Annotated in this window: 27 protein-coding genes and 1 pseudogene; 11 read left to right on the top strand and 17 right to left on the bottom strand. The window is 67.3% G+C overall.

Translation table 11 applies throughout. From position 1 onward, the window contains the following. Nucleotides 1-42: 42 nt before the first annotated feature. Nucleotides 43-1,389 carry an isoprenylcysteine carboxylmethyltransferase family protein gene (locus tag O9281_RS12450; protein WP_298186344.1) on the top strand — a complete coding sequence of 449 codons (1,347 nt, stop codon included), beginning with the start codon at nt 43-45 and terminating at the stop codon, nt 1,387-1,389. Here O9281_RS12450 and O9281_RS12445 read toward each other — a convergent pair whose 3' ends face one another. The 3 genes from O9281_RS12445 to O9281_RS12435 are packed head-to-tail and all read right to left on the bottom strand — an operon-like array spanning nt 1,390 to nt 3,860. Then, entirely contained in the window at nt 1,390-1,692 is a 303-nt protein-coding gene (locus O9281_RS12445; RefSeq protein WP_298186342.1) for a putative quinol monooxygenase, read from the bottom strand. It lies immediately after the preceding gene. Then, nucleotides 1,692-3,062: a glutamate--cysteine ligase gene (locus O9281_RS12440; protein ID WP_298186340.1), complete on the bottom strand. Its 1,371-nt coding sequence runs from the start codon at nt 3,060-3,062 to the stop codon at nt 1,692-1,694. Before O9281_RS12440 ends, O9281_RS12445 begins: the two co-directional genes overlap by 1 nt. A gap of 42 nt (nt 3,063-3,104) precedes the next feature. Then, the gene (locus O9281_RS12435; protein ID WP_298186338.1) at nt 3,105-3,860 is read right to left on the bottom strand and encodes a 16S rRNA (uracil(1498)-N(3))-methyltransferase; all 756 of its coding nucleotides are present in this window, start codon (nt 3,858-3,860) and stop codon (nt 3,105-3,107) included. A gap of 240 nt (nt 3,861-4,100) precedes the next feature. On the opposite strand from O9281_RS12435, the gene ubiA reads away from it, so the two are divergent. Genes ubiA through O9281_RS12420 form a run of 3 tightly spaced genes read left to right on the top strand, consistent with a single transcriptional unit; the run spans nt 4,101 to nt 6,145 of the window. Next, on the top strand, nt 4,101-5,003 hold the full coding sequence (gene ubiA / locus O9281_RS12430) for a 4-hydroxybenzoate octaprenyltransferase (protein WP_298186335.1): 903 nt from the start codon (nt 4,101-4,103) through the stop codon (nt 5,001-5,003). Beyond that, complete coding sequence (locus O9281_RS12425) at nt 4,996-5,514, top strand: hypothetical protein (RefSeq protein WP_298186333.1); 519 nt, start codon at nt 4,996-4,998, stop codon at nt 5,512-5,514. The genes ubiA and O9281_RS12425 overlap by 8 nt, the downstream gene beginning before the upstream one ends. Nucleotide 5,515: 1 nt before the next feature. Continuing rightward, entirely contained in the window at nt 5,516-6,145 is a 630-nt protein-coding gene (locus O9281_RS12420) for an SOS response-associated peptidase (protein WP_298186330.1), read from the top strand. A 122-nt stretch (nt 6,146-6,267) separates the two neighbouring features. Here the strand turns inward: O9281_RS12420 and O9281_RS12415 are convergent. Then, nucleotides 6,268-6,636: pseudogene (locus O9281_RS12415) on the bottom strand (VOC family protein); the annotation flags it as partial. A 110-nt stretch (nt 6,637-6,746) separates the two neighbouring features. Between O9281_RS12415 and soxR the strand changes: the two are divergent. Then, nucleotides 6,747-7,187, top strand: a complete 441-nt coding sequence (gene soxR, locus O9281_RS12410) for a redox-sensitive transcriptional activator SoxR (RefSeq protein WP_298186328.1) — start codon at nt 6,747-6,749, stop codon at nt 7,185-7,187. On the opposite strand, the gene O9281_RS12405 is transcribed toward soxR, so the two are convergent. The 6 genes from O9281_RS12405 to O9281_RS12380 form a co-directional block, all read right to left on the bottom strand. After that, on the bottom strand, nt 7,184-7,873 hold the full coding sequence (locus tag O9281_RS12405; RefSeq protein WP_298186327.1) for a class I SAM-dependent methyltransferase: 690 nt from the start codon (nt 7,871-7,873) through the stop codon (nt 7,184-7,186). The genes soxR and O9281_RS12405 overlap by 4 nt on opposite strands. Before the next feature lie 35 nt (nt 7,874-7,908). Continuing rightward, nucleotides 7,909-11,352 (bottom strand): chromosome segregation protein SMC, encoded by a 3,444-nt coding sequence (smc, locus tag O9281_RS12400; protein WP_298186325.1) that lies wholly within the window; start codon nt 11,350-11,352, stop codon nt 7,909-7,911. Nucleotides 11,353-11,388: 36 nt separating this feature from the next. Beyond that, nucleotides 11,389-12,150, bottom strand: a complete 762-nt coding sequence (locus O9281_RS12395) for a thioredoxin domain-containing protein (RefSeq protein ID WP_298186323.1) — start codon at nt 12,148-12,150, stop codon at nt 11,389-11,391. Between the two features lie 101 nt (nt 12,151-12,251). Further along, a complete protein-coding gene (locus O9281_RS12390) occupies nt 12,252-12,956 on the bottom strand; it encodes a thioredoxin domain-containing protein (RefSeq protein ID WP_298186321.1) in 705 nt (234 codons plus the stop codon). Nucleotides 12,957-13,221: 265 nt separating this feature from the next. Beyond that, nucleotides 13,222-13,899, bottom strand: coding sequence for a thioredoxin domain-containing protein (locus O9281_RS12385; RefSeq protein WP_298186319.1), 678 nt, complete (start codon nt 13,897-13,899; stop codon nt 13,222-13,224). Then, nucleotides 13,896-14,441 (bottom strand): DUF721 domain-containing protein, encoded by a 546-nt coding sequence (locus tag O9281_RS12380; RefSeq protein ID WP_298186317.1) that lies wholly within the window; start codon nt 14,439-14,441, stop codon nt 13,896-13,898. The genes O9281_RS12385 and O9281_RS12380 overlap by 4 nt, the downstream gene beginning before the upstream one ends. A 29-nt stretch (nt 14,442-14,470) precedes the next feature. Here O9281_RS12380 and mutY point away from each other — a divergent pair, with 29 nt between their 5' ends. From mutY to O9281_RS12355, 5 genes are read left to right on the top strand one after another with little or no spacing between them, the layout of a single operon-like run. Then, complete coding sequence (gene mutY / locus O9281_RS12375; RefSeq protein WP_298186314.1) at nt 14,471-15,529, top strand: A/G-specific adenine glycosylase; 1,059 nt, start codon at nt 14,471-14,473, stop codon at nt 15,527-15,529. After that, complete coding sequence (locus tag O9281_RS12370; protein WP_298186311.1) at nt 15,526-16,851, top strand: serine hydrolase; 1,326 nt, start codon at nt 15,526-15,528, stop codon at nt 16,849-16,851. The genes mutY and O9281_RS12370 overlap by 4 nt, the downstream gene beginning before the upstream one ends. Then, nucleotides 16,848-17,726, top strand: coding sequence for an NAD(+) diphosphatase (nudC, locus tag O9281_RS12365; RefSeq protein WP_298186308.1), 879 nt, complete (start codon nt 16,848-16,850; stop codon nt 17,724-17,726). The genes O9281_RS12370 and nudC overlap by 4 nt, the downstream gene beginning before the upstream one ends. Then, nucleotides 17,723-18,424 carry a DsbA family oxidoreductase gene (locus tag O9281_RS12360; protein WP_298186307.1) on the top strand — a complete coding sequence of 234 codons (702 nt, stop codon included), beginning with the start codon at nt 17,723-17,725 and terminating at the stop codon, nt 18,422-18,424. Before nudC ends, O9281_RS12360 begins: the two co-directional genes overlap by 4 nt. Next, entirely contained in the window at nt 18,421-19,194 is a 774-nt protein-coding gene (locus O9281_RS12355; protein WP_298186304.1) for an SDR family oxidoreductase, read from the top strand. The genes O9281_RS12360 and O9281_RS12355 overlap by 4 nt, the downstream gene beginning before the upstream one ends. Here the strand turns inward: O9281_RS12355 and O9281_RS12350 are convergent. Together O9281_RS12350 and mgtE are read right to left on the bottom strand one after the other, a co-directional pair. Then, nucleotides 19,191-19,604 carry a DUF1489 domain-containing protein gene (locus O9281_RS12350; protein ID WP_298186302.1) on the bottom strand — a complete coding sequence of 138 codons (414 nt, stop codon included), beginning with the start codon at nt 19,602-19,604 and terminating at the stop codon, nt 19,191-19,193. The genes O9281_RS12355 and O9281_RS12350 overlap by 4 nt on opposite strands. A 4-nt stretch (nt 19,605-19,608) precedes the next feature. Further along, nucleotides 19,609-21,042 carry a magnesium transporter gene (mgtE, locus tag O9281_RS12345; RefSeq protein ID WP_298186300.1) on the bottom strand — a complete coding sequence of 478 codons (1,434 nt, stop codon included), beginning with the start codon at nt 21,040-21,042 and terminating at the stop codon, nt 19,609-19,611. Between the two features lie 106 nt (nt 21,043-21,148). On the opposite strand from mgtE, the gene O9281_RS12340 reads away from it, so the two are divergent. Further along, nucleotides 21,149-21,595, top strand: coding sequence for a peptidylprolyl isomerase (locus O9281_RS12340; RefSeq protein WP_298186298.1), 447 nt, complete (start codon nt 21,149-21,151; stop codon nt 21,593-21,595). On the opposite strand, the gene O9281_RS12335 is transcribed toward O9281_RS12340, so the two are convergent. Genes O9281_RS12335 through O9281_RS12315 form a run of 5 tightly spaced genes read right to left on the bottom strand, consistent with a single transcriptional unit; the run spans nt 21,592 to nt 25,713 of the window. Further along, a complete protein-coding gene (locus O9281_RS12335; protein WP_298186295.1) occupies nt 21,592-22,305 on the bottom strand; it encodes a peptidylprolyl isomerase in 714 nt (237 codons plus the stop codon). The genes O9281_RS12340 and O9281_RS12335 overlap by 4 nt on opposite strands. Before the next feature lie 15 nt (nt 22,306-22,320). Next, the gene (locus O9281_RS12330) at nt 22,321-23,205 is read right to left on the bottom strand and encodes a LysR substrate-binding domain-containing protein (protein ID WP_298186293.1); all 885 of its coding nucleotides are present in this window, start codon (nt 23,203-23,205) and stop codon (nt 22,321-22,323) included. A gap of 6 nt (nt 23,206-23,211) precedes the next feature. Continuing rightward, nucleotides 23,212-24,111 (bottom strand): CBS domain-containing protein, encoded by a 900-nt coding sequence (locus O9281_RS12325; RefSeq protein ID WP_298186291.1) that lies wholly within the window; start codon nt 24,109-24,111, stop codon nt 23,212-23,214. A gap of 8 nt (nt 24,112-24,119) precedes the next feature. Beyond that, nucleotides 24,120-24,638 (bottom strand): rRNA maturation RNase YbeY, encoded by a 519-nt coding sequence (gene ybeY / locus O9281_RS12320; protein WP_298186288.1) that lies wholly within the window; start codon nt 24,636-24,638, stop codon nt 24,120-24,122. A gap of 40 nt (nt 24,639-24,678) precedes the next feature. After that, nucleotides 24,679-25,713, bottom strand: coding sequence for a PhoH family protein (locus O9281_RS12315; protein ID WP_298186286.1), 1,035 nt, complete (start codon nt 25,711-25,713; stop codon nt 24,679-24,681). Nucleotides 25,714-25,816 lie beyond the last annotated feature (103 nt).

The raw sequence follows: 25,816 nt of genomic DNA, 5'->3' as shown, positions 1-25,816 counted from the left end.
GCCGTTACCGCTGCCTTAACCCTTTGTGGCTAAGGCGGCGGGATGAGCGCAAGCCCGACCCTGGCCGAGCGGCCACCTGAAAGCGACGTTTCCGCGGCCGTTGGCCTGTGGGGCGTGGCGGGGCTGGGGCTGTGGATCTGTATCTGTCATTTCTGGCCTGAAATCACAGCTGCGCTCGGCTTTGCCGAGCCGCAGGGGCGCCTCTCTGGCCCCTATGCGGCGCTGACCGGGCTGGTTGCGGCCGCACTGCCGATGGTGGTGGTCTCGCTGGTGCGCGACAAGGTGCACCTGCGGGCCTCGACCGGGATTGACTGGACCAAGCCGCGGCCGGTTTCGGCAATCATCGACATCTCGATCACCAAGCTGGCCGGGCTGTGGGCGACCTGGGCAGTGATCGCCTTCCTCTTTTGCGTGGCGCGCTGGTACTGGGACGGGCCCTATCTCCTCTCGATGGAAGTGCTGGGCACGCTGGCCGTGCCGCTGTTCGTCGCCTCGATCCCCTATGTGATCTGGCTGGACCGGGTTCTGGTCGAGCCGCGCGACGGGGCCTGGCATTTCGGCGCCATGCTGATCGGGCGCGAACCGTTCGATCCCGCGCAGGTCTGGCACCATGCCCGCGCCTGGGCGGTGAAGGGCTTCTTCACCGCTTTCATGATCTCGATCGTGCCGGGCGGGTTCGGCCTGATCGTGGGCAATGACTGGGCCCCGGTGTTCGGCGATCCGGTGCTGCTGGCAGGCTTCCTGATCACCGCCATGTTCGTGCTCGACGCGCAGATCGGCACGGTCGGCTATATCATGACGCTCAAGCCGCTCGACGCCCAGATCCGCAGCGCCAATCCGTTCCTCGCTGGCTGGCTGGCGGCGCTGATCTGCTATCCGCCGTTCCAGTTGATGCAGGGCAACGGGCCGCTGTTCTACCAGGGCAATACCCGCGACTGGACCTATTGGTTTGCCGGGTACGAAGCCCTGCTGTGGGTCTGGGCGGCGATCCTGGTCTTCCTCGCCGCGGCCTATGCCTGGGCAACGGTGGCCTTTGGCCTGCGCTTCTCGAACCTGACTTATCGCGGTGTGCTCACCAATGGGCCATACCGCTTCACCAAGCACCCGGCCTATCTGGCCAAGAACACTTTCTGGTGGCTGGAAACGCTGCCCTTCCTGGTGGTCAGCCATTCGCTGACCGACATGGTCCGCAACACCTTCTTCCTCGCCTGTGTCAGCGCGATCTACTTCTGGCGCGCGAAGACCGAGGAAGCGCACCTCATGGCCGAGGATCCCAAGTACCGCGCCTATGCCGACTGGATGGCGCGCCACGGGCTGATCACCAGCCTGTTCCACCGCGCCGGACAGGCTCTGCGCGGGCGCCGCCAGGTGCTGCAACCGGCGGAATGATCAGAGCGGTTCGCCGCGCTCTGCCGTAAAGCCCGTCACCTGTCGGCCCGAGAGGCCAAGGCCCGCCCGCTCCTCGATCCAGCGTTGCATGTGGGCCGACTTGAAATGGGCGGCCAGATGCTCGCGGCTTTCCCAGACCTCGCTGACCCGGATCAGGCCGGGTTCGAGCAGGTCTTCGGCATAGTTGTATTCGATGCAGCCAGCCTCGGCCCGGCTGGCCTCCATCACCGCGATCATCAACGGGCGCGCCGCCGCCAGGTTTTCCGGCGGGATCCTGAACTGGCCGACGATCGCGATCGGCATCAGAAGCTCAGCTCGTAAACCCGGCTGATATCGCCGCCCCATTCGCCGTGGTAAAGGTCGAGCAGGCGCTGGGCCGGCACCTTGCCGCTCGCCACGATCTCGTCGAGCGGATTGAGGAAGCCGCTTTCGTTATCGCCCATCGAGTTGAGGCGATTGCGCGAATTGAGCCCGGCGCGGCTGATCGCCAGCACTTCGGCGGCAATGTCCTTGAGCTTGCCGCCACCCGGTAGGGGCGCGTCGAGGCCCAGCTTGGGCACTTCGGCCCGCAGCCGTTCGCGCCCTTCCGTGTCCCAGTCCTTGACCAGGTCCCAGGCGGCATCGAGCGCGCCCTGATCGTAGAGCAGGCCAACCCAGAAGGCGGGCAGGGCGCAGATCTTGTTCCACGGCCCGCCATCGGCCCCGCGCATTTCGAGGAACGACTTCAGCCGCACTTCGGGGAAGGCGGTGGAAAGGTGATCGGTCCAGTCGCTGGCACGCGGCCGCTCACCGGGCAGGACCGATAGCTTGCCTTCCAGGAAATCGCGGAACGAAAGCCCCGCCGCATCGATGTATTTCCCGTCACGGAAGACGAAGTACATCGGCACGTCGAGCATGTATTCGACATAGCGATCGTAACCGAAGCCGTCCTCGAACACGAAGCTGGCCATGCCGGTGCGGGCCGGATCGGTATCGGTCCAGATGTGGCTGCGGTACGAAAGGAAGCCGTTGGGCTTGCCTTCGGTGAAGGGCGAATTGGCGAACAGCGCGGTCGCCAGTGGTTGCAGGGCGAGCGAGGTGCGGAACTTCTGCACCATGTCCGCCTCGCTCGAATAGTCGAGGTTGACCTGGATCGTGCAGGTCCGCAGCATCATGTCGAGGCCGAGGTTGCCCACGCGCGGCATGTGCCGCAGCATGATCGCATAACGCCCCTTGGGCATGATCGGCAGTTCGGCGCGGGTCTTGTCCGGCCACATGCCCAGCCCCAGGAAGCCCTTGCCGGTCTTGCTGCCGATCGCCTTGACCTGATCGAGGTGGCGGCCGGTTTCGGCGCAGGTCTGGTGGATCGTTTCCAGCGGCGCTCCCGACAGTTCCAGCTGCCCCGCCGGTTCCAGGCTGACCGCGCCATCGCTGCCCGACAGCGCAATGATATTGCCTCCCTCGATCACCGGTTCCCAGCCATAGTCTTGCAGGGCGACCAGCAGATCGCGGATCCCGCCTGGTTCGTCATAGGACGGGGCGTGGTGATCCTTGGCGCAATAGACCAGCTTTTCGTGCTCGGTGCCGATCCGCCAGCGCTCGCGGGGCTTTTCGCCCTTGATCATCGGGGCGAGCAATTGCTCGCGGCTTTCGATCACAGGATCGTTGCGATCTGAAACCTGTCTGGTGCTCATTGCCGGGGAGTTAGTGCGAAGATTCGCCCCGCGCCAGCAAATTCATGTACTGGCCCGCCAATCGCCCATTGTGCCCATCCACAGCGCGGTGGCGGCAATTGCCGCCGTTTCCCCGCGCAGGATGCGGGGACCAAGGGTGATCGCGCGGCTCTGCGGCAGGGCGCGGATCGCCGTGCGTTCGGCCTCGTCGAACCCGCCTTCGGGGCCGGTCAGGAGCGCGGCCGGACCAGTTGTGGCACCAAACACGGCGGCGGCAGGCTCACCGCCGTTCTCATCGGCAAAGAACAGCGCGCGGTCCGCCTGCCAGTCCTTCAGCAGGGCATCGAGCTTCACCACCGGCAACAGTTCGGGCAGGGCGGTGCGGGCGCATTGCTCGGCCGCTTCGGTCAGGATCGCCAGCGCGCGCTCGGGGTTCAGCTTGTCAGCCACGCAGCGCCGGGTCAGCACCGGCTGGATCCGGGCAACCCCCAGTTCGGTGGCCTTTTCCAGCACCAGGTCGAACCGGTCCTTCTTTAGCAGCGCCGCGCAGAGCGTGAAATCGGGCACTGCCTCGCGCGGGCGGAGCAGGGTCTCGGCAGCCAGCACCACTTCGCGCTTGCCCGCTTCGATCACCCGCGCGGCCCATTCGCCGGTCACATTGTCGCACAGGATCACCGCGTCACCCGGCGCGACCCGCATGACCCGGCCGAGGTAATGCGCCTGCGGCCCGTCGAGCGAAACCTGCGCGCCTGCGCCCAGCACTTCGCTGACAAACAGGCGCGGCGCGCTCTTCGGGGGCCAGGCGGGGGTGGCGGGCATGGCCCTCACTTAACGCGATCCATTCGGTTTGGCTTTGCAAAAATGGTCGGGATCGCGGGCGGCCTTGCTTGGTCGCACTGTCCTACCGCGCGGCCGTGTGGCACAGATGGTGGCCATGACCATGCCCTCGCAGCCCCGTTCGATGCGTTTCCAGTCGGCCGCCGGACCACGGATCTTTTTTCGTCCTGAACAGTGGTCCATGTGGTCCATGGTCCGGACAATTGACGCGGGAACTGCCGCATGACCGCTGAAATCGTCCCCGATACCGAGCATCGCGGGCTGGTTGCCGCCCTGCCGCAGCCGTGGCGCGATTATGCGCAACTGGCCCGGTTCGACCGGCCGATCGGCTGGTGGCTGCTGTTCTGGCCCTGCGCCTGGGGGCTGCTGCTGGCGGGCGGGGAGGCGCGGTGGGACTTGCTGCTGTGGTTCCTGCTCGGCTCGATCGCGATGCGCGGGGCGGGCTGCGTCTACAACGACATCGTCGATGCCGACATCGATCGCCAGGTGACGCGCACCGCCAGCCGCCCGATCGCCGCGGGCCGGGTCAGCAAGCGTGCCGCCTGGGCCTGGCTGATTGGCTTGTGCCTCATTGGCCTGGTGGTGCTGCTGCAACTCCGGTGGGAAGCGCAGTTGGTGGCGCTCGGCAGTCTGGCGCTGGTCGCGGTCTATCCCTTCATGAAGCGGATCACCGGCTTCCCTCAGGCCTGGCTGGGGCTGGTCTTCACCTGGGGCGTGCCGGTCGGCTGGATCGCGGTAAGCGACTGGAACCTCGGCGCCATGGCCGCGCTCTATGCCGGGGCGGTGCTGTGGTGCGTGGGCTATGACACGATCTACGCCTGCCAGGACCGCGAGGACGATGCGCTGGTCGGCATCGGTTCCAGCGCGCTGACGCTGGGCCGCCATGTCCAGGCCGGGGTGGCGGCCTTCTATGCCGGGGCGCTGGCGCTCTGGGCGCTGGCGTTCTGGTTGTTGCGGCCGGACTGGCTGGCACTGCTTGCGCTGCTGCCCGCCGCGCTGCACCTTGGCTGGCAGATCTTGACGCTGGAGGATGGCAATGCCGACAATGCCCTCGCCCGGTTCCGCGCCAACCGAACCACCGGGCTCCTCGTCGCGCTCGCCTGCTGGGTGGTGGGCAATGCGTAGCGCGGTGCTGGCCGGGCTGGCGCTGCTGGCGGGGTGTGAGGGCGGCGCGGAAAAGGCGGCCCAATCTGACGAGAATCGGCGCGGTGCGGCAGCTCTTGTCGAGGCGATCAACGCCGCGCCCTCTACACCGGCGGCGACCGCCGAAGCCGCGTCCGCTTCCGGCCGGTCGCTGAGTACGATCGCCGCGCCAACCAAGCAGGCGCAGACATCGGCAAAGCGCTTTCAGGCTTTGGGCACAGAGCCGTTCTGGTCGCTCGAAGTGTTGGATGGAAAGCTGCTCTACACCAGTCCGGAACACCCAACCGCCGTTGCGATCGAGGCGCATATGACCGCCATCGGCAAGCACGGTGACGGCGGCCTGATGTGGGAAGGCCGGATGGACGGGACGGCCGTCACTCTAACGATCCGCGAAGGCCAGTGCAGCGACGGAATGAGCGACACGGTCTATCCCTACAAGTCCACGTTCGCCTGGGGCGATCGGACTGAACAGGGCTGCGCGCGGCTGAAGTAGGATGTGCAATCTCTACCGCATGACCAAGGGCACGCAGGAAGTGGCCAAGCTGTTCGAGGTGGAAGGCGATCTTGCCGCCAATTACGCGCACGAGGTCTATCCCGGCCTGCCCGGACTGGTGGTGGCGCAGGGGCGGGCGCGGGTGATGCACTGGGGCTTTCCGCTGGTCCTGACCGGCAGGCAGGGCCAGAAGCTGAAGCCCAAGCCCGTCACCAACGCGCGCGAAGACAAGCTGCTGACGGGCTTCTGGCGCGACAGCTTCGTCCATCGCCGCTGCCTTGTCCCCGTCAGCCAGTGGGCCGAGGCCGAGGGCGAGAAGGGGCGGATGACCCGCACCTGGTATGGCCTGCCCGATCAGGAGATCTTCGCCGTCGCCGGGCTGTGGCGGCCCAGCGCCGAATGGGGCGATGTCTACACGCTGGTCATGGTCGACGGGCACCCGCAGATGGCCGAAGTGCATGACCGGATGCCGCTGATCCTCAGCCATGCCGCCCAGCGCTACTGGCTGGAAGGCAGCCCGGACGAGGCGCTGGCGCTGTGCCGGACCTGGGAAGACGCGATCAGTGTCGAGCGGACCGATCAGCCCTGGGCGGCTGGCAAAGCGTCGCCACGCCAGGCGGGACTGCTCTAGGCCGGCGGTTTGACGGCGGGTCGGCCAACCTCAGGGGCAAAGGTTGCCGCCTCTCGCCACCTGCCCCCTGACAGCGCTTCGCCGAGTCTTTGCAGGAAGCTGGGCGCGGGTGCGGGGCTTGGGTAGCTGACGATCTCGAACTCGATCCCGTCCCAGTCGAAGAAGTAGAACCGGCGGCCGGGTTCGTAATCCATGTGGTTGAAGGGTACGAGCCCGGCCTCAGCCACCACCGCCTCGGCGGCGTCGAGATCGTCCACCACCAGCCCGATGTGGTTGAGCGGCGCACCCTTAGCGAAACGCTGTCCTACAGGTTCGTCCCTGGTGTAAACGGCGATGTAGTCACGCTCGTTACCCACATGAATGGTCCACCCACCCAGCTGCGATGCACCGCGCCAGCGCTCGTGCCAGCCGCACAGGCTTTGCAACAAGGCGGCGGAGCGATCAGGATCGCTGACGGTGATGTTGGCATGCTCAAGAAATCCGGCCGGCATGATTCGTAATACTCTCAGAGTGTTGTTGCCCGATCTGAAAATCGCGCTTTACCCTGATGCAACCTCAAGCTAACTTGAGGTCAAGCAAAATCGACCGATCGGAGCTGCAAATGGATAAGAATGACTTGCTGCCGATCGGCGAACTGGCCCGGCGCACTGGCCTCGCGGTTTCGGCTATCCGCTTCTACGAGGACAAGGGCCTGATCCAGGCCTTCCGCACCATGGGCAACCAGCGCCGCTTCCTGCGCAGCGACGTTCGTCGCCTGTCATTCATCCTGATCGCGCAGAAGCTGGGGCTGGGCCTCACCGAGATCGAGGCGGAACTGTCCAAGCTGCCGCAGGGGCGCACGCCATCGCTATCGGACTGGCAGCGGATCAGCCGCTCGATGCGCAGTGCCATCGACGAGAAGATCCGCCTGCTGACCCTGACCCGCACCAAGCTCGACGAATGCATCGGCTGCGGCTGCCTCAGCCTGCAGCGCTGTGCGCTCTACAACCGCGATGACCGGGCGGGAACCGCGGGAACGGGCCCGCGGTTCGTGCTGGATTAGACGGGCTTGTGTCCGCTTGCGATGGTGGCGCAGCCAAAAAACGCCTTGCCGAACCGTGCGTCGAGTCCTTCGCTGCGCAGCATCCCTACGAATTGCGACGCATCCCCGAAGGTAGTTGAATAGGTGCCGATCATCGAGAAGTCTTGGGCGCCACGCAGGAATATCCGCTCGATCATCGGCAGAACGAACTTCAGGTGGAAGAGGTAGAGCCAGCGCAGGATCCAGCCCTTGGGGTCCGACGCTTCGATGCAGGCAAAGCGGCCGCCGGGTTTCAGCACGCGCGCGGTGAGTGCCGCCAGCTGGGCATGTTGCGCGGCGTTGAAAGTCTTGAGGCCGAACGTCGAGATGACGAAGTCGGCGCTCGAGTCTGGCAGATTGCTGGCTAACACATCGTCTTCGATAAACTCGATGCGGTGGGCGCGCATAGTATGGAGACGTTCCATCGCCCGGCTATGCATTCCGCTTGAAATGTCGACCGCGACGATGCGTTCGATCGATGGATGACTCGCCATTAGGTGCGGCCAGGCCTCGCCTGTTCCGGCCATCAGATCATAGCCGACGCGCAGGTCTGCATCAGCTCCGAGTGCGGCCACGCATTGCTCTCGCCAGCGCTCAGTGAAGCCCATCGAGCAGATGTAGCTGAAGGCAATATACTTGTCCGAGCACTTGTCGAAGACCTGCTTCACGAACGCCGGATCGTAAATGTCTCGGCTGTCCGCCATCACTCCGCCGCCAGCAGCTCTTCCGCGCCCTCAAGGTCAACGCTGACCAGGCGCGAGACGCCGCGTTCGACCATGGTGACGCCGAACAGGCGGTGCATGCGGCTCATCGTCACGGCGTTGTGGGTGACGATCAGGTAGCGGGTGTTCGTTTCGGCGACCATCGCATCGAGCAGGTCGCAGAAGCGTTCGATGTTGGCATCGTCCAGCGGCGCGTCGACTTCGTCGAGCACGCAGATCGGCGCCGGGTTGGTGAGGAACAGGGCGAAGATCAGGGCGACGGCGGTCAGCGCCTGTTCGCCGCCGGAGAGCAGGGTTAGCGAGGTGAGGCGCTTGCCCGGCGGCTGGGCGTAGATCTCGAGGCCGGCTTCCAGCGGATCATCGCTGTCGACCAGCGCAAGGTGGGCCTGGCCGCCCTCGAACAGCTTGGTGAACAGTCGCTGGAAGTGCTCGTTGACTGCCTCGAAGGCCGCGCGCAGCCGTTCGCGGCCCTCGCGGTTGAGATTGCCGATCGATCCGCGCAGGCGATTGACCGCTTCGGTCAGCTCGGCCTGTTCGGCGAGGCTCGTGGCATGGCGGCCCTCGACCTCGGCCAGCTCCTCGGCCGCGACCAGGTTGACCGGACCCAGCCGCTCGCGGTCAGCCACCAGCTTGTCATGCTCGGCGCTCTCCTGGCCCGAGGGACCGACTTCGGCGGAAGCGAAGGCGAAGCGTTCGGGCAGCAGCGGCGGCGGGCACTGGAACCGTTCGCCCGAGATCCCGGCCATCTCGGCCCGGCGGGCTTCCTCGTTCTCCGCCCGGGCAGCAGCCCCGGCGCGGGCTTCGCGGGCCGAGGCGAGCGCTTCGTTGGCTTCGGCAAAACGGGCCTCGATCGCGCGCGCGGCATCGCCGAGTTCGCTGACCTTGGCCTCGGCGGCGGCAAGTTCGGCGGTCAGGCGGGCGCGCACCGCGTCCCCGGCCTCGATCTCGCGCATCAGGCTGGCGGGCTTGGCGGCGATGACGGCGCGTTCCTCGGCGATCTCGTCGGCGCGGCGGCTCATCTCGGCGAGGCGGCTGGCGGCGTCCCCGGCGCGGGCCTGCCAGCCCTTGATGTCGGCGCGCTGGGCATTGCAGCGCTCGCGCGCGACGGCGAGGCCCTGGTCATGGGCGGCAAGGCCAGCCGTGGCCGATTGCAGGCCCTGCCGCGCGGCATCGTGGCGGGCCTGGGCCGCGGCCAGCTGGGCCCGGCCGGTGGCGGGATCGGGCAGGGCGTTGCGCCGTGCTTCGGCGGCAGCGCGCTCAGCCTCGGCTGCCCCGCGCTGGTCGGCGAGGTCAGTCGCGGCTGCGGCCAGTTCGGCACGGCGCGCTTCGAGCCGGGCCTTGGCGGCTTCGGCCTGGTCGACTGCGCGCAGGGCGCTGCGCTCTGCGTCGGCGGCCTCGGCGACGCCGCGCTCGGAAGCGATCACGGCCAGTTGCAGTTCGGACAACTCGGCCTGGACCGCAGCGGCCGCCGCCTCGGCCTGCTCGACCAGGGCGCGCTTGCCGGGCAGTTCCGCTTCCAGTGCGGACAGACGGTTCTCCGCCTCCAGCCGCGCGGCTTCGGCCGCACCTTCGCCCTGGGCCACAAAGCCATCCCAGCGGCGGATCCGGCCAGCGCGGGTGACCAGCCATTCACCGGGGCCCAGCGCGCGGCCATCGTCATCCTCGGCCACGTGGACCAGAGCAAGGCGGGCCTTGAGCTCGTCCGGGCATTGGGTGACGTGAGCGGCCAGGCTTTCCGCCACCGGAGCGGGCGCGGCGGCACCGGTCCAGAACCGGCCATCCTCGCCCGCCGGGGCCGAACCCAACGGGGCCTTGGCATCGCGGCCGAGCACGGCGGCGAGTGCCCGTTCGTAACCCGGCGCGGCCCGCACCCGGTCGAGCGCGACGGGCAGGCCATGCTTGCCGCTGGCCTGCTTCGCCCGTGCATCGCGATCGCGGACCAGCGCCTGCCATTCACGCTCCACCCCGGCGAGTTCGGCCCTGGCCGAGGCGAGTGTGGAGCCAGCCGCATCGCGCGCGCCCTGCAGCTCGGCCTTGCGCGCCTGTTGCCCGGTCAGCGCCTCGCGCACGGCAGCCAGCCGCTCAGCCGCTGCCTCGCGCGCCGCTTCGGCCTCCGCCAGTGCGGCCAGTGGATCGCCTTCGCGGGCCAGCGCGGCCTTGAGGTCCTCCTGCCGCCGGGCTTCGGCATCGAGCCGGTCGAGCCGCTGGCGGGCGGCGGCGAGTTCCGCTTCGGCGACGCGCCATTCGGCCTCGACCCCGGCCTGGTCGGCGGTCGCCTTGGCCAGCGCCAGTTCCGCTGCGCGCAGGTTGCGGTCGGCATCGTCGAGCGCGGCAGCGATGACCGGGCGGCGCTTTTCATCCGCCGCCAGCCGTTCCTCGCCTTCGGCCAGCTCGCGTTCCAGCTTGGCCAGCGCTTCGGCGGCATCGCGGGTCAGCCGGTCGGCATCGCCCTTGTCCGCGTCGAGTCGGGCGGCCTGCCGGTCCAGGTCCTTGAGCCGGTCCTCGGCAGCTTCCAGCTGGCTGGTGAGCGAGGCCATGCGGTGGCCGTGGGCGGTGGCATCATCGCGCCGGTCGGCCAATTCATCGCGAGCTTCGGCCAGCGCCGAGGCGGCCTGGTGCTGCGCCTTCTGTGCCTCGGCCATGGCAAGCTGGGCGGCGCTGACCCGCGCTTCCGCGCCCTGGGCTTCGGCCCGGGCCGCATCGGCGGCCGCGGCGGCATCGCGCCAGCGGGCAAAGACCAGCCGCGCCTCGGCCAGCCGGATCTTGTCGGACAGGGCCTTGTAGCGTTCGGCGGCGCGGGCCTGGCGGCGCAGCGAGCCGATCTGGCTGTCGAGCTGGCCCATCAGGTCTTCCAGCCGCGCGAGGTTCGCCTCGGTCGCGCGCAGCTTTTGCTCGGCATCCTTGCGGCGCACGTGCAGCCCGGCGATCCCGGCCGCTTCTTCCAGCATCATCCGGCGTTCGGCCGGCTTGGCGGCGATGACCGCCGCGATCTTGCCCTGGCTGACAAGCGCGGGGGAATGCGCGCCGGTCGCCGCATCGGCAAAGACCAGCGCCACGTCCTTGGCTCGCACATCGCGACCGTTGACGCGATAGGCGCTGCCGGCCCCGCGCTCGATCCGGCGGACCACTTCAAGTTCTGAATCGTTGTCCCCGCCATTGATGCTGGGAGCATCGGCGAGCAGCACCACTTCGGCGAAATCGCGCGGCGGGCGCTGCGCGGTGCCGGCGAAGATCACGTCTTCCATGCCGCCGCCGCGCATCGACTTGGGCGAGCTTTCGCCCATGACCCAGCGGATCGCTTCGAGCAGGTTGGACTTGCCACAGCCGTTGGGGCCGACCACGCCGGTCAGCCCCGGCTCGATGTGCAACTCGGCCGGCTCAACGAAGCTCTTGAAGCCCGACAGTTTGAGCCGCTTGATCCGCATCGTGCTGGCCGGTCCCCCTTCCTGCCCAGGCGGGGCCTAGCGGGCCCCGGCCTTCTCGAGCGCGACCTTCACCGCCTCCCAGGTGTTCGCATCAAGCTTCGCACCGTTGAGCAGGAAGGTGGGGGTGCCGGTGATGTTGTACTGCTCACCGGCCTTGGTGGTGGCTTCGACCAACTGGGTGGCCTTGGCCGTATTGGCGAGGCACGCATTGCCCTGATCCGCCGCGACCCCGCGCGAGGCGAAGAAGGCGTCCATCCCGCCAGCCTTGGCGATCGCGCCAAAGCGCTGCTCGGGCGGCAGCTGGCTGGCCGACTGCAGCGCGGCTTCATTGGCTTGGAGGTTGGTGAACATCTCCCTCTGCCAGGCCCAGAACTGCTTGGCGAGCGGCAGGGTCGCCTCAGGCGCGCTGCAGGTGGCCAGCAGGGTGGCCGGCACATCCAGCGCATTCAGCATGAAGAAGCGCACTTCGAGGCTGACGCGGCCGGAGGAAACGAACTTCTCGCGCAGTTCGGTGGCGCTCTGTTCGGAGAAATCGGCACAGTGCGAGCACGACAACGCGGCGAATTCCACCAGCTTGATCGGCGCGTTGGGATTACCCATCAGGTAGCCGCCCTCAGCGGTGACCGAATAGGTATCGGCCCAGTTCTGGCCGGCCGGAGCCGGGATCGCAGCAATCGGTTCGCCGCTGGGTGCAGTTGCAGCCGTACCTTCTTCCTTGCCGCCGCAGGCGGCCAGGGCCAGGGCACAAGCCGTGGCAAGGGCGAAACGATAAGCGGAGCGGGTGGGGGCAGCAGTCATGATTCGCACAAATCCTCTGGAATCGAGCCGCCAAGGCTAGCCGAGCGGCAGTTGAGCGGGAAGGAGCGCCTGTACCACGCACAGGCTTCTCCACAGGAGTCTCAGACGAAACCTTTCATGGTTCCAGCCAGGCGCTGGCGCAAGGCCGGCCAGGTGTTTTCGGGTACCAGCTGGCCGTTCAGCTGGAAGGCCGGGGTGCCTTTCACACCTTCCTTGTAGAAGGCGTCCTCGGTCCCTTTCTGCAATTGCGCGGCCAGCGCCTCGTCGGCCAGGCACTTGTCGAGCTCGGCCCGTTTGTAGCCGCGCGCTTCCATCATGGCGTAGAGCCCCAGGTCCTCGGTCATGGCCTGGGCGCGCCGGTTCCAGTCCGGATCGGACCAGCGTTGGGCCTGGGCGCGGGTCGGGTTGCGCAGCCAGTCGTGCTGAAACTTCAGCAACTGGGTGGTGTTGCCGAAGAACTTCGCTGGAGGGCCGCAATAGGCCAGGAGCGAGACGGTCTTGTCGATCTCGTTGAGGAAGAACGGGCGCAGCTCATAGGCCACCGTGCCAGGCTTGATGAACCGTTCGCGCAGTTCATCGCCGCCTTCCATCTCGAAGATGCCGCAGTGCGGGCAGGAATAGCTGACATATTCGATCAGCCGGATCGCCGCCTGGGGATTGCCCTGGACATGATAGCCTTGCGGACTGATCGTGACGGTGCCCGTCCAGTCCTTCTCGCGCGGCTTGCCCTTGGGCGCGGCGGCGCCGGTCAGGATCAGGGCCGCCGCGAGGGCGATGGCGCTGGCTGCAAACCCGCGCCACAGCATTAGGCCGTAAACCCATGGTCGGCGCCATCGAGGCGCTGGAATGGCGAACAGATCGGGCGGAGCCGCCCGCCGGGAAGGCTGGTTGCCTTGCCAAGGGCGGGTTTGTCTGAGCTGGAAGCCATTCCGGCGTCCCGCAGGGATTCGGCCAAAATGGCCCATTGCTGCGTCGGGAAGCCTCGAAATATCGACATATTCCTTCGCCTTCCCTTCTTGCACCGAGCCATTTTGACTCGAACCTCGATGGCGCCGATCATGGGTTTACGGCCTACATCCGCGCCTGCAATTGCGGCTCGAGCAGGCTCCAGCCACTGGTGCCGAGCAACAGCTGGCCGTTGATCGCGAAGGACGGGGTGTGGTCGATCCCCAGCTTCTGGCCAGCCTCGGTCCCGTCGGCGAGGCGCTTGGCCATGCCAGCATCGGCGAGGCAGCGGTCAACCGTGGTCCGGTCGTAGCCGCGGGTGGCCATGATCTCGTAGAACTTCAGGTCGCTGGCGATCGCACGGCTGCGCGCCAGCAGGTCGCCGGTTGACCAGCGCTGCTGCTGCGCCGGGGTCGTCCGGGCCATGTTGCCCAGCCACACCGTCTGGCTGCGGATGAAGGCCGAATGATTGAGCGAGAACTTCTCCTTCGGCCCGCAATTGGTCAGCATCGCCACGGTCAGGTCGATCGGATCGCGCACGAAATGCCGCACTTCTAGCGAGAGCTGGCCGCTGCGGATATATTGCAGCTTCAGCGCCGCATCGGATTCCAGTTCGAACCGGGCGCAGGACGGGCAGGTATAGCTGATCCACTTGGTCAGCTTCACCTTGGCCGCCGGATTGCCGATCACGTGGCTGGGCAGGGCAGTGCGGTTGACCACGGCGTTCCAGTTAACGGGCGGGACGGCACCGATGGTCAGCGCAGCGACCGAAACGGCCAGGAGCGGGCGGAGCAGATGCTTCAAGACTTGGGTTCCTCTTCCTTCGTGCCCAGGCTGCGGGCGAGCGATTCGAGCACGGCGCGCAATTCCGGATCGCCGATATCGCGCAGGGAATCGCCCAGTTCCACCGGAATCGGCTTGAGCGAGGGCGGGGCGGTCGGCCGTCTTTCATCAGCCGGCGGCTGAACCGCGCCTTGCCGGATCTTGACCTTTGCCACTGCACTGTAACCGAAAAAGCGATTCACCCGCTCGATGATTTCGGGGATCACGTGGCTGATCATCGGTGCGTGGGCAGGCACCACGACCAGCTGCAGGATTCCGTCGCGCTTCTCGCCGGGGGGGAAGCGGATCGCTTCGGGCATGCAGATCCGGGCGTGGGTGGGGCCGACGATGTCGGGCCAGCGGGTCACCACGCTCGACTGGATGAAGCCGAACCGGCGGAACGCGGTGCGGCCCACTTCGGGCATCAGCTCCGCGATCGCGCGCGGCGCGCCGCCGCGCGGCCGTTCATAACGGCGCGGCTGCTTGCCGGGGTTCGCGGTCTTGCCCTTTTGGTCCCGTTCCATTGTCTGGCTGGCAATGCCATAGCGCGGCCATGGATGCCAGCGCCGACACGATCCAGACCGCCTTGCTGGGCTGGTACGATACCAATGCCCGGGTGCTGCCGTGGCGCAGCCCGCCGGGCAACCCCGCGCCGGATCCCTATCGCGTCTGGCTGTCCGAAGTGATGCTGCAGCAGACCACGGTCGCAGCGGTCGTTCCGTACTATGCAAAGTTCCTGGCGCGCTGGCCCACGGTTGAGGCGCTGGCGGCGGCCGACGATGCCGAGGTGATGGCCGCCTGGGCGGGGCTGGGCTACTATGCCCGGGCGCGCAACCTGCTGGCCTGCGCCCGCGCCGTGGCGGCGCGCGGCGGGGTCTTTCCCGGCACCGAGGCCGAACTGCGCGCCCTGCCGGGGCTGGGGGCCTATACGGCTGCCGCCGTGGCCGCGATCGCCTTTGGTGAAGCTGCAACCGTGGTCGATGCCAATGTCGAGCGAGTGATCGCCCGGCTTCACGCGATCGATGAACCGCTGCCCGCTGCGCGCAAGGCGATCCGCACGGCGGCCGAGGCGCTGACTCCCATGCAGCGACCCGGCGATTTCGCCCAGGCGATGATGGACCTGGGGGCAACGATCTGCACCGCTCGCTCCCCACGCTGCTTGCTCTGCCCTTTGGCCGAGCTTTGCGCTGGGCGGTGGGTCGGGGCGGAGCGGTTTCCGGTCAAGCCCCCCAAGGCTGCCAAGCCGCAGCGGCGCGGGCGGGCGTTCTGGATCGAGCGCGACGGCGCGGTCTGGCTGGTGCAGCGTCCTGACGCGGGCATGCTGGGCGGGATGCGGGCCCTGCCCGACGATGGCTGGAGCGCGAAGGGCGATGGCGCCGCCGAACTGGCGCTGACGGGGCCATGGCAGTCGGGCGGGGTGGTGCGGCATGGCTTCACCCATTTCGATCTCGATTTGCAATTGATGCTTTATTCGGGCCGCGATTGGGATAGGCTGGCGAGCGAAGACGGCGAATGGTGGCCGCTTGACCAGCTTGACCAGGCGGGCCTGCCGACACTGTTTGCCAAGGCCGCGCGGCTCGCGCTGGCGGTAAGAGAACACAAGGGAGAATGAACTTGCACCATCACGATGCGATTGCGCTGTCGCGCCGCAACCTGCTGCGCTCCACCGTGCTGCTGGGCGCCGGTGCGGCGCTGGGCGGCCTGCCCTGGGGCAGCGGCCGGGCCCATGCCGCTGCTGCGCTGGAAGCGCAATGGCCGCGCGTGACCGCCATGCTCGACAAGTTCGTGGGTGAGCGCAAGGTGGCCGGGATGGTCGCTGCGCTGGGCTGGGGAACGGCGGCTCCGGACTACATCGTGCGCGGGCGCGAGGCGTTTGACGATCCCGATGCGGTCGGCGCCAACAGCCTGTTCCGGGCCTATTCGCAGACCAAGCCCGTCACCGGCATGGCGGCGATGATGCTGATCGACGAGGGCAAGCTGAAGCTCGATCAGCCGATTGCCGATTTCGTGCCCGAATTTGCCAACATGAAGGTGGCGATCGATCCCAAGGTCAGCCTTGATGCGCGGCCCGCGAAAACGCAGATCACCGTGCGCCATCTCCTCACCCACACGGCTGGCCTGGGCTATGCCGGGGTGGGGCGCAACAAGGTCAACGACGAACTCCTCCGGCTGGGTGTGACCCCGGCGGTGCTTTCGCGCACGTCGATTCCCGGCATCAGCCCGCCGGTCAAGACCCTCCCGCCCAACGAGTTCCTGAAAGTGGCGGCCACCGTGCCGCTGGTGGCAGAACCGGGGACGGCCTGGCGCTATTCGATGTCGCTCGACGTGCTGGGACTGGTGATCGAACGGGCTTCAGGCGCGAAGAGCTTTGCCGAGTTCATGCAAGAGCGGATGTTCGATCCGATCGGCATGACCAGTTCCTATTTCCAGGTGCCGCAAAGCGAACAACACCGGCTGACTGGCAATTACGGCCTGCTCGCCGGACTGCCGCTGCCGATCGATCCTGCGGGGAATTCGGCCTATTTCGATCCGCCCGCCTTTGCCTTTGGCGGGGCCGGGCTGGTCTGCACCCCGGCGGACTATGACAAGTTCCTGATGATGATCGCCAATGGCGGCATGGCCGGGAACAAGCGGGTGATGAGCGCCGCCGCCGTCGCGCTGGGCTGCACCGACCTGATCCCGGCGGGGATCGACCTCAAGGGCACCTTCGTCGAAGGGGCGGGCCACGGGGCCGGTGGCCGGGTCGGCAAGGGCGCCGATGCCGGCACTTTCGGCTGGGCCGGGGCAGCCGGCACGGTTGGCTTCGTCAACACCCGGATCGGCCTGCGCGCCGGGGTCTATGTCCAGTACATGCCGTCCGAGGCGCTCTCGATCCAGAAGGACTTCCCGGGCGCCGTGCTGGGTGACCTGGCCTCGCGGCGGGGGGCGATGTGAGCCGTCCGCTCGCCTTCGCCGGTTCGCCGATCGACCGGGCCGACCACATCCGCGCCGATCCCGATCGCCTCGCCGCACTGATGGACTGGCGGGCCCGGCTCTTGAAGCTCGACGGGCTCGATCCGGTGCTCTCGCCCGAAGGCACGCTGGAATGGGGCACCCTGGCCGATGCCGCGCCGGACAGTGACCTGGTGTTCTTGGGCCTGGCTGCGGGCAAGGCCTGCTTTGCCGAGGTTCCGGCCCGGCAGGGCGGATCGACCGGCCCGGCCAATCCCCGGCTGTGGGCGGCGATGGCCGCGCTCGATCCGGGTGAGCTGGCGACCTATGGCGGGGCGCGCAGCCTGGTCGATTGGCACGCCCGCCACCGCTTCTGCGCCCAGTGCGGATCGCCGACCCGGCTGGCCAAGGGCGGCTGGCAGCGCACCTGCACGAATGACGATTGCAAGGCCGATCACTTCCCGCGGGTCGATCCGGTCACGATCATGCTGGTGGAGCATCAGGGCAACCTGCTGCTGGGCCGCCAGCCGCGCTTTCCCCCGCGCCGCTTTTCCGCGCTGGCCGGGTTCGTCGAGCCGGGCGAAAGCATCGAGGATGCCGTCGCGCGCGAGATAATGGAGGAAGCCGGGGTCGTCGTCCGCGATGTGACCTATGTCGCCAGCCAGCCCTGGCCGTTCCCGTCCAGCCTGATGATCGGCTGCCACAGTCATGCCGACAGCGCCGAACTGACCATCGACACGACCGAACTGGACGAGGCCCGCTGGTTCACCCGCGCCGAAGTGGAACTGGCCATGACCGGCAGCGAGGACGCCGCCTTCATCGCCCCGCCGCCCCACGCGGTGGCCCATCACCTCTTGAAATGGTGGCTTGAACAATGACCGCACCCGCCAAGATCTCGATCGACGTCTGGTCCGATGTGATGTGCCCCTGGTGCATCATCGGCTATTCCCAGCTGCAGAAGGGGCTGGACAGCCTGAGCGGCGAGATCGAGGCGGAGCTGCGCTGGCACGCCTTCCAGCTCAATCCCGACATGCCGGAGGAAGGCGAGGAGCAGCAGGCGCACCTTGCCCGCAAATATGGCCGCACGCCCGAGCAGGCGGCGGCCGCGCGCGGGCAGATGAAGGAAATTGCCGCGCGGGCGGGCTATTCGTTCGACTATACCGGGGCTGGCGAAGCGCCACAGGCGCGCCTGTGGAACACCCGCCGCGCGCACCAGCTGCTGCTCTGGACCCTGGCCCAGTATGGAGCCGAAAAGCAGACCGAGCTGAAACTGGCGCTGTTCGATGCCCATTTCCAGCAGCGCCGCAACATGTCCGATCCGCGCGTGCTGATCGAGATCGCCAGCGGCCTGGGGATCGATCCAGCGGCCGCCGAGGCCGCGCTCGATAATCCGGTGCTGGGCCAGCAGGTGCTGGAAGAACAGCGCATGGCCTATGACATGAACGTGACCGGCGTTCCGGCCATGCTGGTCAACGGCAAGTTCCTGATCCCCGGCGCGCAGGAGCCGGAAACCTATGCCAATGCCTTGCGCCGCGTCGTCGCCCGCGAGGCGGAACTGGCGGCGCGGCAGGCATGAGCGCGGATTTTTCCTGCCAGGTGGCAGTCATCACCGGCGGGGCCGGGGGGATCGGCGGGGCCCTGGGCGCGGCGCTGAAGGCGGCCGGGGCCCAGGTCCTGCTGGCCGACCTGCACGGTTCGGACGATGTGGTGGCCTGCGATGTCGCCGATCCCGCCGCAGTCGAGGCGCTGGCGGACCTCGCCTGGCAGCGGTTCGGGCGGGTCGATCTGCTGGTCAACAATGCCGGGATCTCCGGCGGGGGCGGCCGCTTGTGGAAGGCCGATCTCGCCGCCGCGCGCCAGGTGTTCGAGGTCAATTTCTGGGGCGTGTGGCACGGCTGCGCGGCCTTTGCGCCGCGCATGGCCGCGCAGGAACATCCTTCGGCGATCTTCAATGTCGCTTCGGAAAACGCGCTGTTCTGCGCCGTTCCGCGCGCGGCGGCCTATATCGCCTCGAAGCACGCGGTGCTGGGCCTGACCGAAAGCCTGCGTGAAGACCTGCCGCCGCATGTCCATGCCGGCACGATCATCCCCGGCTGGGTCCTGTCCGGGCTGACCAGCGAGGGCGGGCGCGACGTGGCCATGCCCGCCGAACGCTATGCCGAGATCATCCTGCCCCAGATCGCCGCGCGCGAGCGGTTCGTGGTCAGCCATGCTTATAACGTGGTGCCGATGGGCGAACGGACCGAAGCCCTGGAAGCGGCCTTTGCCCGCTCCGCGCCCCGTTATGACGGGGATATCGAATATGACGTGCGCGCCTATATCGCGCGGCTGCGGAGCGAGGGCTAGACCAGCCCCAGCCGGGCCAGATCGGCTGCGATGTGGCCGGGCAGGACTTCGCCGGCATCCTCGCCGCTGCCCAGATCGCGCGGGGCATCGGCGTCTTCCAGATAGCGCCAGCCCTGATGCGCACGCTTCGGCCGGGGCACCACGTCGATCAGCTTGGCCGCGATGACGATGTTGGTCCGCCCGCCGTCCGCCTCCTCGAAGCGCAGGATCGGGCTGCGCATCACCAGCTGGTGCTTGAAGATCCAGAACAGCGATCCGCCTGCCGAACCGTCCGTGGGCGCAATCTCCTCGTGCCGCTTGGGCAGATAGCGCGTGGTCAGCCGGGCTTCGGCGCCGCGCGTCGCGAACCAGCTGCGCAGTTCCTCGAGCGACTGGGCCCCATAGGCTACCTTGGTGAGGTGCAGCGGCATGATGTCAGCCCACCAGTCCCGAAGCCACGGCAAGGCCGAGGAAAGCGAAGAAGCCCATCGAATCGGTGATCATCGTCACGAATACCGAACTGGCCACGGCCGGGTCCTGGCCGAGCCGGTCGAGCGTGACCGGCACGAGTACCCCGGCGAGGCCCGCGGTGATGATATTCACCACCACCGCCGTGCCGATCACCGCGCCCAGCAAGGGGTTGGCAAAGACCAGCCCGGTTGCCGCGCCGATCAGCGTGGCGACAGTCACGCCGTTGAGCAGCGCTACCCGCAATTCGCGCCACAGGATGCGGCGGGTGTTGCTGCGGGTCAGCTGGTTGGTGGCGAGCGCGCGCACCGCGACGGCCATGGTCTGCGTGCCGGCATTGCCGCCGATCGAGGCGACCATCGGCGAGAGTGCCGCCAGCGCCACCAGTTTCTCGATCGCGCCGCCGAAATTGCTGATGATCGTGGCCCCCAGCAGCGCGGTCGCCAGGTTGGCTATCAGCCAGCGCACCCGGGCGACGTAGGAATCGCGGATCGGTTCGTTGATGTCGCCTTCGCCCGCGCCGGATAGCAGCAGGACGTCCTCGCCTGCTTCTTCCTGGATGATGTGGACCACGTCGTCGACGGTGATCTGGCCGACCAGCCGCCCGTCGGCATCGACCACCGCGGCCGAGATCAGCGCGTATTTCTGGAACCGCAGCGCCACCTCTTCCTGGTCCATCGTCACCGGGATCAGGGTCTGGTCGCGTTGCATCACGTCGGTCAGCGCGATGTGGCGTGGGGTGCGCAGGATCCAGCTGAGCGCGCAGGTGCCCAGCGGGTGGAACCGGGCATCGACGATGAACACTTCCCAGAACTCGTTGGCCAGATCGTGGCCTTCGCGCAGGAAATCGATCAGGTCGCCCACGGTCATGTGTTCGGGTACGGCCACGAAATCGCGGCTCATCAGGCGCCCGGCGGACTCCTCGGGATAGGACAGCGCCGCTTCGATGACCGCGCGGTCTTCCGGCTCCATCTCGGCCAGGACCGCCTGCTGGTCTTCCTCGTCGAGGTCTTCCAGCATGGCGACGGCATCGTCGGTATCGAGCTGTTCGGCGATGTCGGCGACGGTCTCGGCCGGCAGCTGCTCGACGATATCCTCGCGGACATAGTCGTTCAGTTCGGCATAGACCTCGCTGCCCATCAGGTCGCTGATCGCGGCGGCGAGGGCCGGGCGCTCATCGGCATCGAGCAGTTCGAACAGGTCGGCGATGTCGGCCGGGTGCAGGCCTTCGACCAGGCCGTAAACCGCGTCGTTTTCGCCCGCTTCCAGGCTGTCGCGGACCCGGCGGACGAATTCCGGCTTGAGCGTGTTCTCCGCGTCGAGGCTTTCGCTCTCAACCGCCGGCTCGGCCGCAAGCGCGGCGCTCTCCAGCAGGTCGGGATCGAGCTTGTCGACGGTCATTCCGGTCGGTCTAGGCTGGTCGACAACATTTGCAACCCGCCGCGTTTCCGGGGCGTGACTTTGTCTCGCCGCAGCCTATATCGGGCCCGAACTACAGGAGATTCCCATGGCTGATACCCTTACCCTGTCGCTCGATAGCGGCGATGTCGTGATCAAGCTGCGCCCGGACCTGGCCCCCGGCCACGTGGCCCGGATCGTCGAGCTGGCCAGCGAAGGCTTTTACGACGGGGTGAAGTTTCACCGCGTGATCCCCGGCTTCATGGCCCAGGGCGGCTGCCCCCAGGGCACCGGCATGGGCGGTTCGGACAAGCCCGACCTGCAGGCCGAATTCAACGACGAACCGCACGTGCGCGGCGTCTGCTCGATGGCCCGAACCTCTTATCCGCACTCGGCCAACAGCCAGTTCTTCATCTGCTTCGACGATGCGACCTTCCTCGATCGCCAGTACACCGTCTGGGGCCAGGTGATCGAAGGTATGGAACACATCGATGCCCTGCCCAAGGGCGAGCCGCCGCGCGAGCCCGGCGTGATCCGCAAGGCGACCGTGGCCTAAGGCACCGGTTTTGGCGCCGGCGGATCGGCGATCCGCCGCGCGCTGATAATCTTTACCGGCGGGTCCAGCATCTGGCCCTTGAGCGGCCCTTCGCCCAGCGTTGGCGATAGCGGCGCGTCCCAGATCTTGCGAACCACGTCCATCCCGGCCGAAACCCGGCCGAAAGCGGCAAAGCCGGCCTGCTGGTCGGGATCGGCGGCCTTCGGATCCGCATCAAGGCTCGGCTGGTCGGAGAGCATGATCGACCAGTCGGCCGTGGCTGTGCCGGGGGCATGGCGCGCCATCGAAATGGTCCCGGCCTTGTGCAGGATGCCGGTCTGGCTGGTCGGCTCATGTGCGATCGGCTTCAGCACTTTCAGCGGATGGCCCTGCAATCCCGCCTGGATCAGCCCGCTGGGCGGATCGCCCCAGGGCAGCCGCAGCGCCCGGTAAAAGGCGATCCCGTCAAACTTCTTCAGATCGACATAGCGCACGAAGTTTTGCGTGGTGATCGGTGCGCGCTTGTTGTCCAGCTCCAGCTCGATCGTGCCAAGAGCAGTGACCAGCGCCACGCGGACCGTATCGCCCAGCGGGGCGGGCGCAGGGGGTAGGGCCTGGCGGGAGGAGCCGGGCTTTGCTCCCTTGGGATAAGAGCTGAACTTGTCGCGCTCTGCGGCCTGGGCCGGCAGGGCAAGCGCAACTAGGGCGAGCAGGACGAATCGGCGGTTCATTCCGCGATTGTGCCGCTACAGCCCGGCCTGCACCACCCAATCGTGGAAGATCCGCACCGACCGCACATCCAGCGCGTGGGGTTTGCACACGAACCAGTAGGAATAGGGGCTCTTGACCTCGATGTCGTAAAGCCGCGCGATCCGGCCATCGTGGGCGCGGTCGAAGTGGGCATCGTGCATGATCGCGATGCCCAGCCCCTGTGCCGCCGCTTCGAGCAGCAGCTGGCCCGAATCGTAATGGTCGATCGCCATCGGATCGAGGTCCGGCATGCCCAGCGCCTGCTTCCAGGCAACGAAACTGTCCGGCAGTTCGTTGTGGATCAGGAAGGTCTGGCGCGACAGCACCTCGCGGTCGGGCTGGGGGCCGATCTCGTCCGCGAGCACGCGTGAAGTGATCGCGTAGACCTTGTTCTCATCCAGCCGCACCGCATGGAACGATGGATCGGGCTGGGGGGAGAGGATGAAGGCGGCATCCAGCGTATCGCCGACCCGGGTTTCGAGGTGCGGGCTGGTGTCGAAATCGATGTGCAGGCGCGGCTGGGCCTTGCGCAGTTCGGGCAGGCGCGGGAACAGCCGTTGGCTGCCGAACAGCGGCAGGACCCCCAGGTGCAGGCGCAGCACCCGGCTGTCCTCCACTTGGCCTTCGACGGCGGCGGCCAGTTCATCGAATTTTGGCGCGACCGCATTGTAAAAGGCGCTGCCATCGTCGGTCAGCTTCATCGCCTGGTGCTGGCGGGTGAACAGCCGCTTGCCGATGAACTCCTCCAGTGCGGAGACCCGGCGCGACAGGGCCGAGGGGCTGAGCCCCAGCTCGTCCGCTGCCGCCCGGGCGGAACCCAGACGGACGATGCGCACGAAGGCTTCGATCGCACGAAGCGGGGGAAGGCGGCGAATGGCCATTGCAGGTCAGTCTTCGGATTCGTCCTGGGGAGCGGGCGGATGCAGTCGCAGACGGGTAACATGCTTTTCGTTGCCCGCAATCACTTCCAGCTTCCAGCCGCTGGCATGGTCCAGCATGGCCCCGACCGGCGGCACGGCCTCGGCCAGCAGGAACGCGAGGCCGCCCAGCGTGTCGACGTCTTCTTCCACCTCGGCGAGGCGCGGATCGATCGCTTCGGCGACATCGTCCAGCTCGGCGCGGGCATCGGCTTCCCACATGCCGCCGTCCAGCGGCACCAGCAGTTCGGTCGGCGCGTCGTCGTGCTCGTCCTCGATCTCGCCGATGATTTCCTCGACCAGGTCCTCGATGGTGATGATCCCGTCGGTGCCGGAATACTCGTCGATCACCACGGCCAGGTGGACGCGTGATGCGCGCATGTCGTTGAGCACATCCAGCGCGCCGCGCGCCTGCGGGACGTAGAGCGGCTGGCGCAGCAGGCTGGTCCAGTCCTTCGGCGGCTTGCCGCTGGCCAGGTGCTTGAACACGTCCTTGATCAGCACCATGCCGACGATCTCGTCGAGGCTGTCGCGGTAGACCGGCATGCGCGAATGACCGTGCTCGGCAAAGGCGCTGACGACTTCGTCCCAGCTGGCGGTTTCGGGCACAGCGATGATCTCGCCGCGCGGGATGGCCACGTCGTCGGCGTCGTTCTCTGAAAAGTGCAGCAGGTTGCGCAGCATGTCGCGCTCAAGCGCGGACAGATCGCCCGCCTCGCTGCGGCCGTCATCGTCCTCATGCTCGTCGATTGCTTCTTCCAGCTGGGCGCGCAGCGATTGATCGCCGCCGTCGACCCGTTCGAAAAAGCGCTTGATGGCGCGCCAGGCGGAGCGCCTACTCTCCCCGTCTCCGGAATTGCCCTCGGGCATGGTCTTGGTCAGTTCCCTGTTGGCGATCCGGTCAGTGGATCGCGGTCCCCATATGGGTCGGCAATGCCCATCTGCGCAAGAGCCTTGATTTCCAGCGCTTCCATCGCGGCGGCTTCGGCGTCGGAATGTACGTGGTCGTGCCCGGCCAGGTGAAGCAGGCCATGGATGATGAGGTGCGCGGCGTGATGCTCCAGCGGCACGCCCTTGTCGGCCGCCTCAAGCGCGCAGGTTTCCAGAGCCAGGGCGATATCGCCGAGCAGTTCCGGCGGGCCATCCGGGGCAAGGGCAAGCAGATCCTCACGCTCCAGCATGGGGAATGACAGCACGTTGGTCGGCTTGTCCTTGCCGCGCCATTCGCGGTTCAGCTCGTGAACCTCGGCATCGTCGGAAAACAGCAGGCTGGCGGACAGGCGCGGGTTGGCGAGTTCTGGGGCGACCCCAGCCAGCGCGGCAGCGGCGCGTTCGGCCAGTGCCTCCCAATCGGCGGTGTCAGGCCACGGGGCCTCAATGGCGATTTCCAGTTCCACCGCGTCCCAATGCCTTCGGGCTGATAGCGAGTCGAGCGGTTTAGCCGTGCTTGCCCTCGTAAGCCTCGACGATCCGGCCAACGATCGGGTGGCGGACCACGTCGGCGCTGGTGAAGCGGGTGACGGCGATGCCGTCGATCCCCTCCAGCCGCCCCACCGCGTCGTTAAGCCCGCTCATCTGCGGGCCGCCGGGGATATCGACCTGGTTGGGGTCGCCGCAGATCACCATCCGGCTGTTCTGGCCGAAGCGGGTGAGGAACATCTTCATTTGGGCGGGCGTGGTATTCTGGGCCTCGTCGAGGATAATGAAGCTTTCCGCCAGGGTGCGGCCGCGCATGAAGGCGATCGGCGCGATCTCGATCTCGCCCGAGGCCAGCCGCCGCTCGACCTGTTCGGGCGGCATGCAGTCATACAGCGCATCGTAGAGCGGACGCAGATAGGGATCGACCTTGTCCTTCATGTCGCCGGGCAGGAAGCCCAGCCGCTCGCCGGCCTCGACCGCCGGGCGCGACAGGATCAGGCGTTGGACCGATCCGGTGATCAGCTGCGACACGGCCTGGGCCACGGCGACATAGGTCTTGCCGGTGCCGGCCGGGCCCAGCGCGAAGATCACGTCGCGGCTGGCCAACGCGCGCATGTATTCGATCTGCGTGGCGCTGCGCGGCACGATGGTTTTCTTGCGGGTACGGATCATGATCGGCGGGGTTTCGCCATCGCCCGATATGATCCCTTCCAGCGTCGGTTCGGCCGACATCGAGATCAGCGATTCGATCGCGCCGGCATCCAGTTCCTGCCCCTGCAGCAGCCGCTGGTGCATGCCTTTCAGCACGTCGCGGGCGCGGGCTACGGCATCTTCCGGCCCTTCGATCTGGGCCCGGTTGCCGCGCGCCGAAATGTACACCCCCAGCCGGTTCTCGATCTGCACCAGGTTGGCATCGAACTGCCCGAACAGTGCGCCAAGGATCGTGGCTTCCTCAAACTCCAGCTCGGTCCGCGCGCGGCGGGGCGTGTGGAGGCGGGTGGGCGCCAGATGATCGCGGCTATCGTCATGGGCGCGGGCGGGTTTGCGAGCCATAAAGGGGGCGGTGTGCTCCTTTCGTTGCGGGCCACTGGTTGGCCGAGTCGAAACGATAGGCCCAGCCTTGCCGCGCGCAAGCGACAAGGCGATGACAGGCGGT

This window comes from Novosphingobium sp. (assembly GCF_027531025.1).
Lineage (GTDB): Bacteria > Pseudomonadota > Alphaproteobacteria > Sphingomonadales > Sphingomonadaceae > Novosphingobium.
This window is presented reverse-complemented; position numbering and strand designations above follow the sequence as displayed.

Excerpts from the sequence above, each read along its gene's own strand:
- O9281_RS12450 (WP_298186344.1), top strand. The coding sequence starts at position 43 with ATGAGCGCAAGCCCGACCCTGGCCGAGCGGCCACCTGAAAGCGACGTT.
- O9281_RS12445 (WP_298186342.1), bottom strand. The coding sequence starts at position 1,692 with ATGCCGATCGCGATCGTCGGCCAGTTCAGGATCCCGCCGGAAAACCTG.
- O9281_RS12440 (WP_298186340.1), bottom strand. The coding sequence starts at position 3,062 with ATGAGCACCAGACAGGTTTCAGATCGCAACGATCCTGTGATCGAAAGC.
- O9281_RS12435 (WP_298186338.1), bottom strand. The coding sequence starts at position 3,860 with ATGCCCGCCACCCCCGCCTGGCCCCCGAAGAGCGCGCCGCGCCTGTTT.
- ubiA (WP_298186335.1), top strand. The coding sequence starts at position 4,101 with ATGACCGCTGAAATCGTCCCCGATACCGAGCATCGCGGGCTGGTTGCC.
- O9281_RS12425 (WP_298186333.1), top strand. The coding sequence starts at position 4,996 with ATGCGTAGCGCGGTGCTGGCCGGGCTGGCGCTGCTGGCGGGGTGTGAG.
- O9281_RS12420 (WP_298186330.1), top strand. The coding sequence starts at position 5,516 with ATGTGCAATCTCTACCGCATGACCAAGGGCACGCAGGAAGTGGCCAAG.
- soxR (WP_298186328.1), top strand. The coding sequence starts at position 6,747 with ATGGATAAGAATGACTTGCTGCCGATCGGCGAACTGGCCCGGCGCACT.
- smc (WP_298186325.1), bottom strand. The coding sequence starts at position 11,352 with ATGCGGATCAAGCGGCTCAAACTGTCGGGCTTCAAGAGCTTCGTTGAG.
- O9281_RS12395 (WP_298186323.1), bottom strand. The coding sequence starts at position 12,150 with ATGACTGCTGCCCCCACCCGCTCCGCTTATCGTTTCGCCCTTGCCACG.
- O9281_RS12390 (WP_298186321.1), bottom strand. The coding sequence starts at position 12,956 with ATGCTGTGGCGCGGGTTTGCAGCCAGCGCCATCGCCCTCGCGGCGGCC.
- O9281_RS12380 (WP_298186317.1), bottom strand. The coding sequence starts at position 14,441 with ATGGAACGGGACCAAAAGGGCAAGACCGCGAACCCCGGCAAGCAGCCG.
- mutY (WP_298186314.1), top strand. The coding sequence starts at position 14,471 with ATGGATGCCAGCGCCGACACGATCCAGACCGCCTTGCTGGGCTGGTAC.
- O9281_RS12370 (WP_298186311.1), top strand. The coding sequence starts at position 15,526 with ATGAACTTGCACCATCACGATGCGATTGCGCTGTCGCGCCGCAACCTG.
- O9281_RS12360 (WP_298186307.1), top strand. The coding sequence starts at position 17,723 with ATGACCGCACCCGCCAAGATCTCGATCGACGTCTGGTCCGATGTGATG.
- O9281_RS12355 (WP_298186304.1), top strand. The coding sequence starts at position 18,421 with ATGAGCGCGGATTTTTCCTGCCAGGTGGCAGTCATCACCGGCGGGGCC.
- O9281_RS12350 (WP_298186302.1), bottom strand. The coding sequence starts at position 19,604 with ATGCCGCTGCACCTCACCAAGGTAGCCTATGGGGCCCAGTCGCTCGAG.
- mgtE (WP_298186300.1), bottom strand. The coding sequence starts at position 21,042 with ATGACCGTCGACAAGCTCGATCCCGACCTGCTGGAGAGCGCCGCGCTT.
- O9281_RS12340 (WP_298186298.1), top strand. The coding sequence starts at position 21,149 with ATGGCTGATACCCTTACCCTGTCGCTCGATAGCGGCGATGTCGTGATC.
- O9281_RS12335 (WP_298186295.1), bottom strand. The coding sequence starts at position 22,305 with ATGAACCGCCGATTCGTCCTGCTCGCCCTAGTTGCGCTTGCCCTGCCG.
- O9281_RS12330 (WP_298186293.1), bottom strand. The coding sequence starts at position 23,205 with ATGGCCATTCGCCGCCTTCCCCCGCTTCGTGCGATCGAAGCCTTCGTG.
- O9281_RS12325 (WP_298186291.1), bottom strand. The coding sequence starts at position 24,111 with ATGCCCGAGGGCAATTCCGGAGACGGGGAGAGTAGGCGCTCCGCCTGG.
- O9281_RS12315 (WP_298186286.1), bottom strand. The coding sequence starts at position 25,713 with ATGGCTCGCAAACCCGCCCGCGCCCATGACGATAGCCGCGATCATCTG.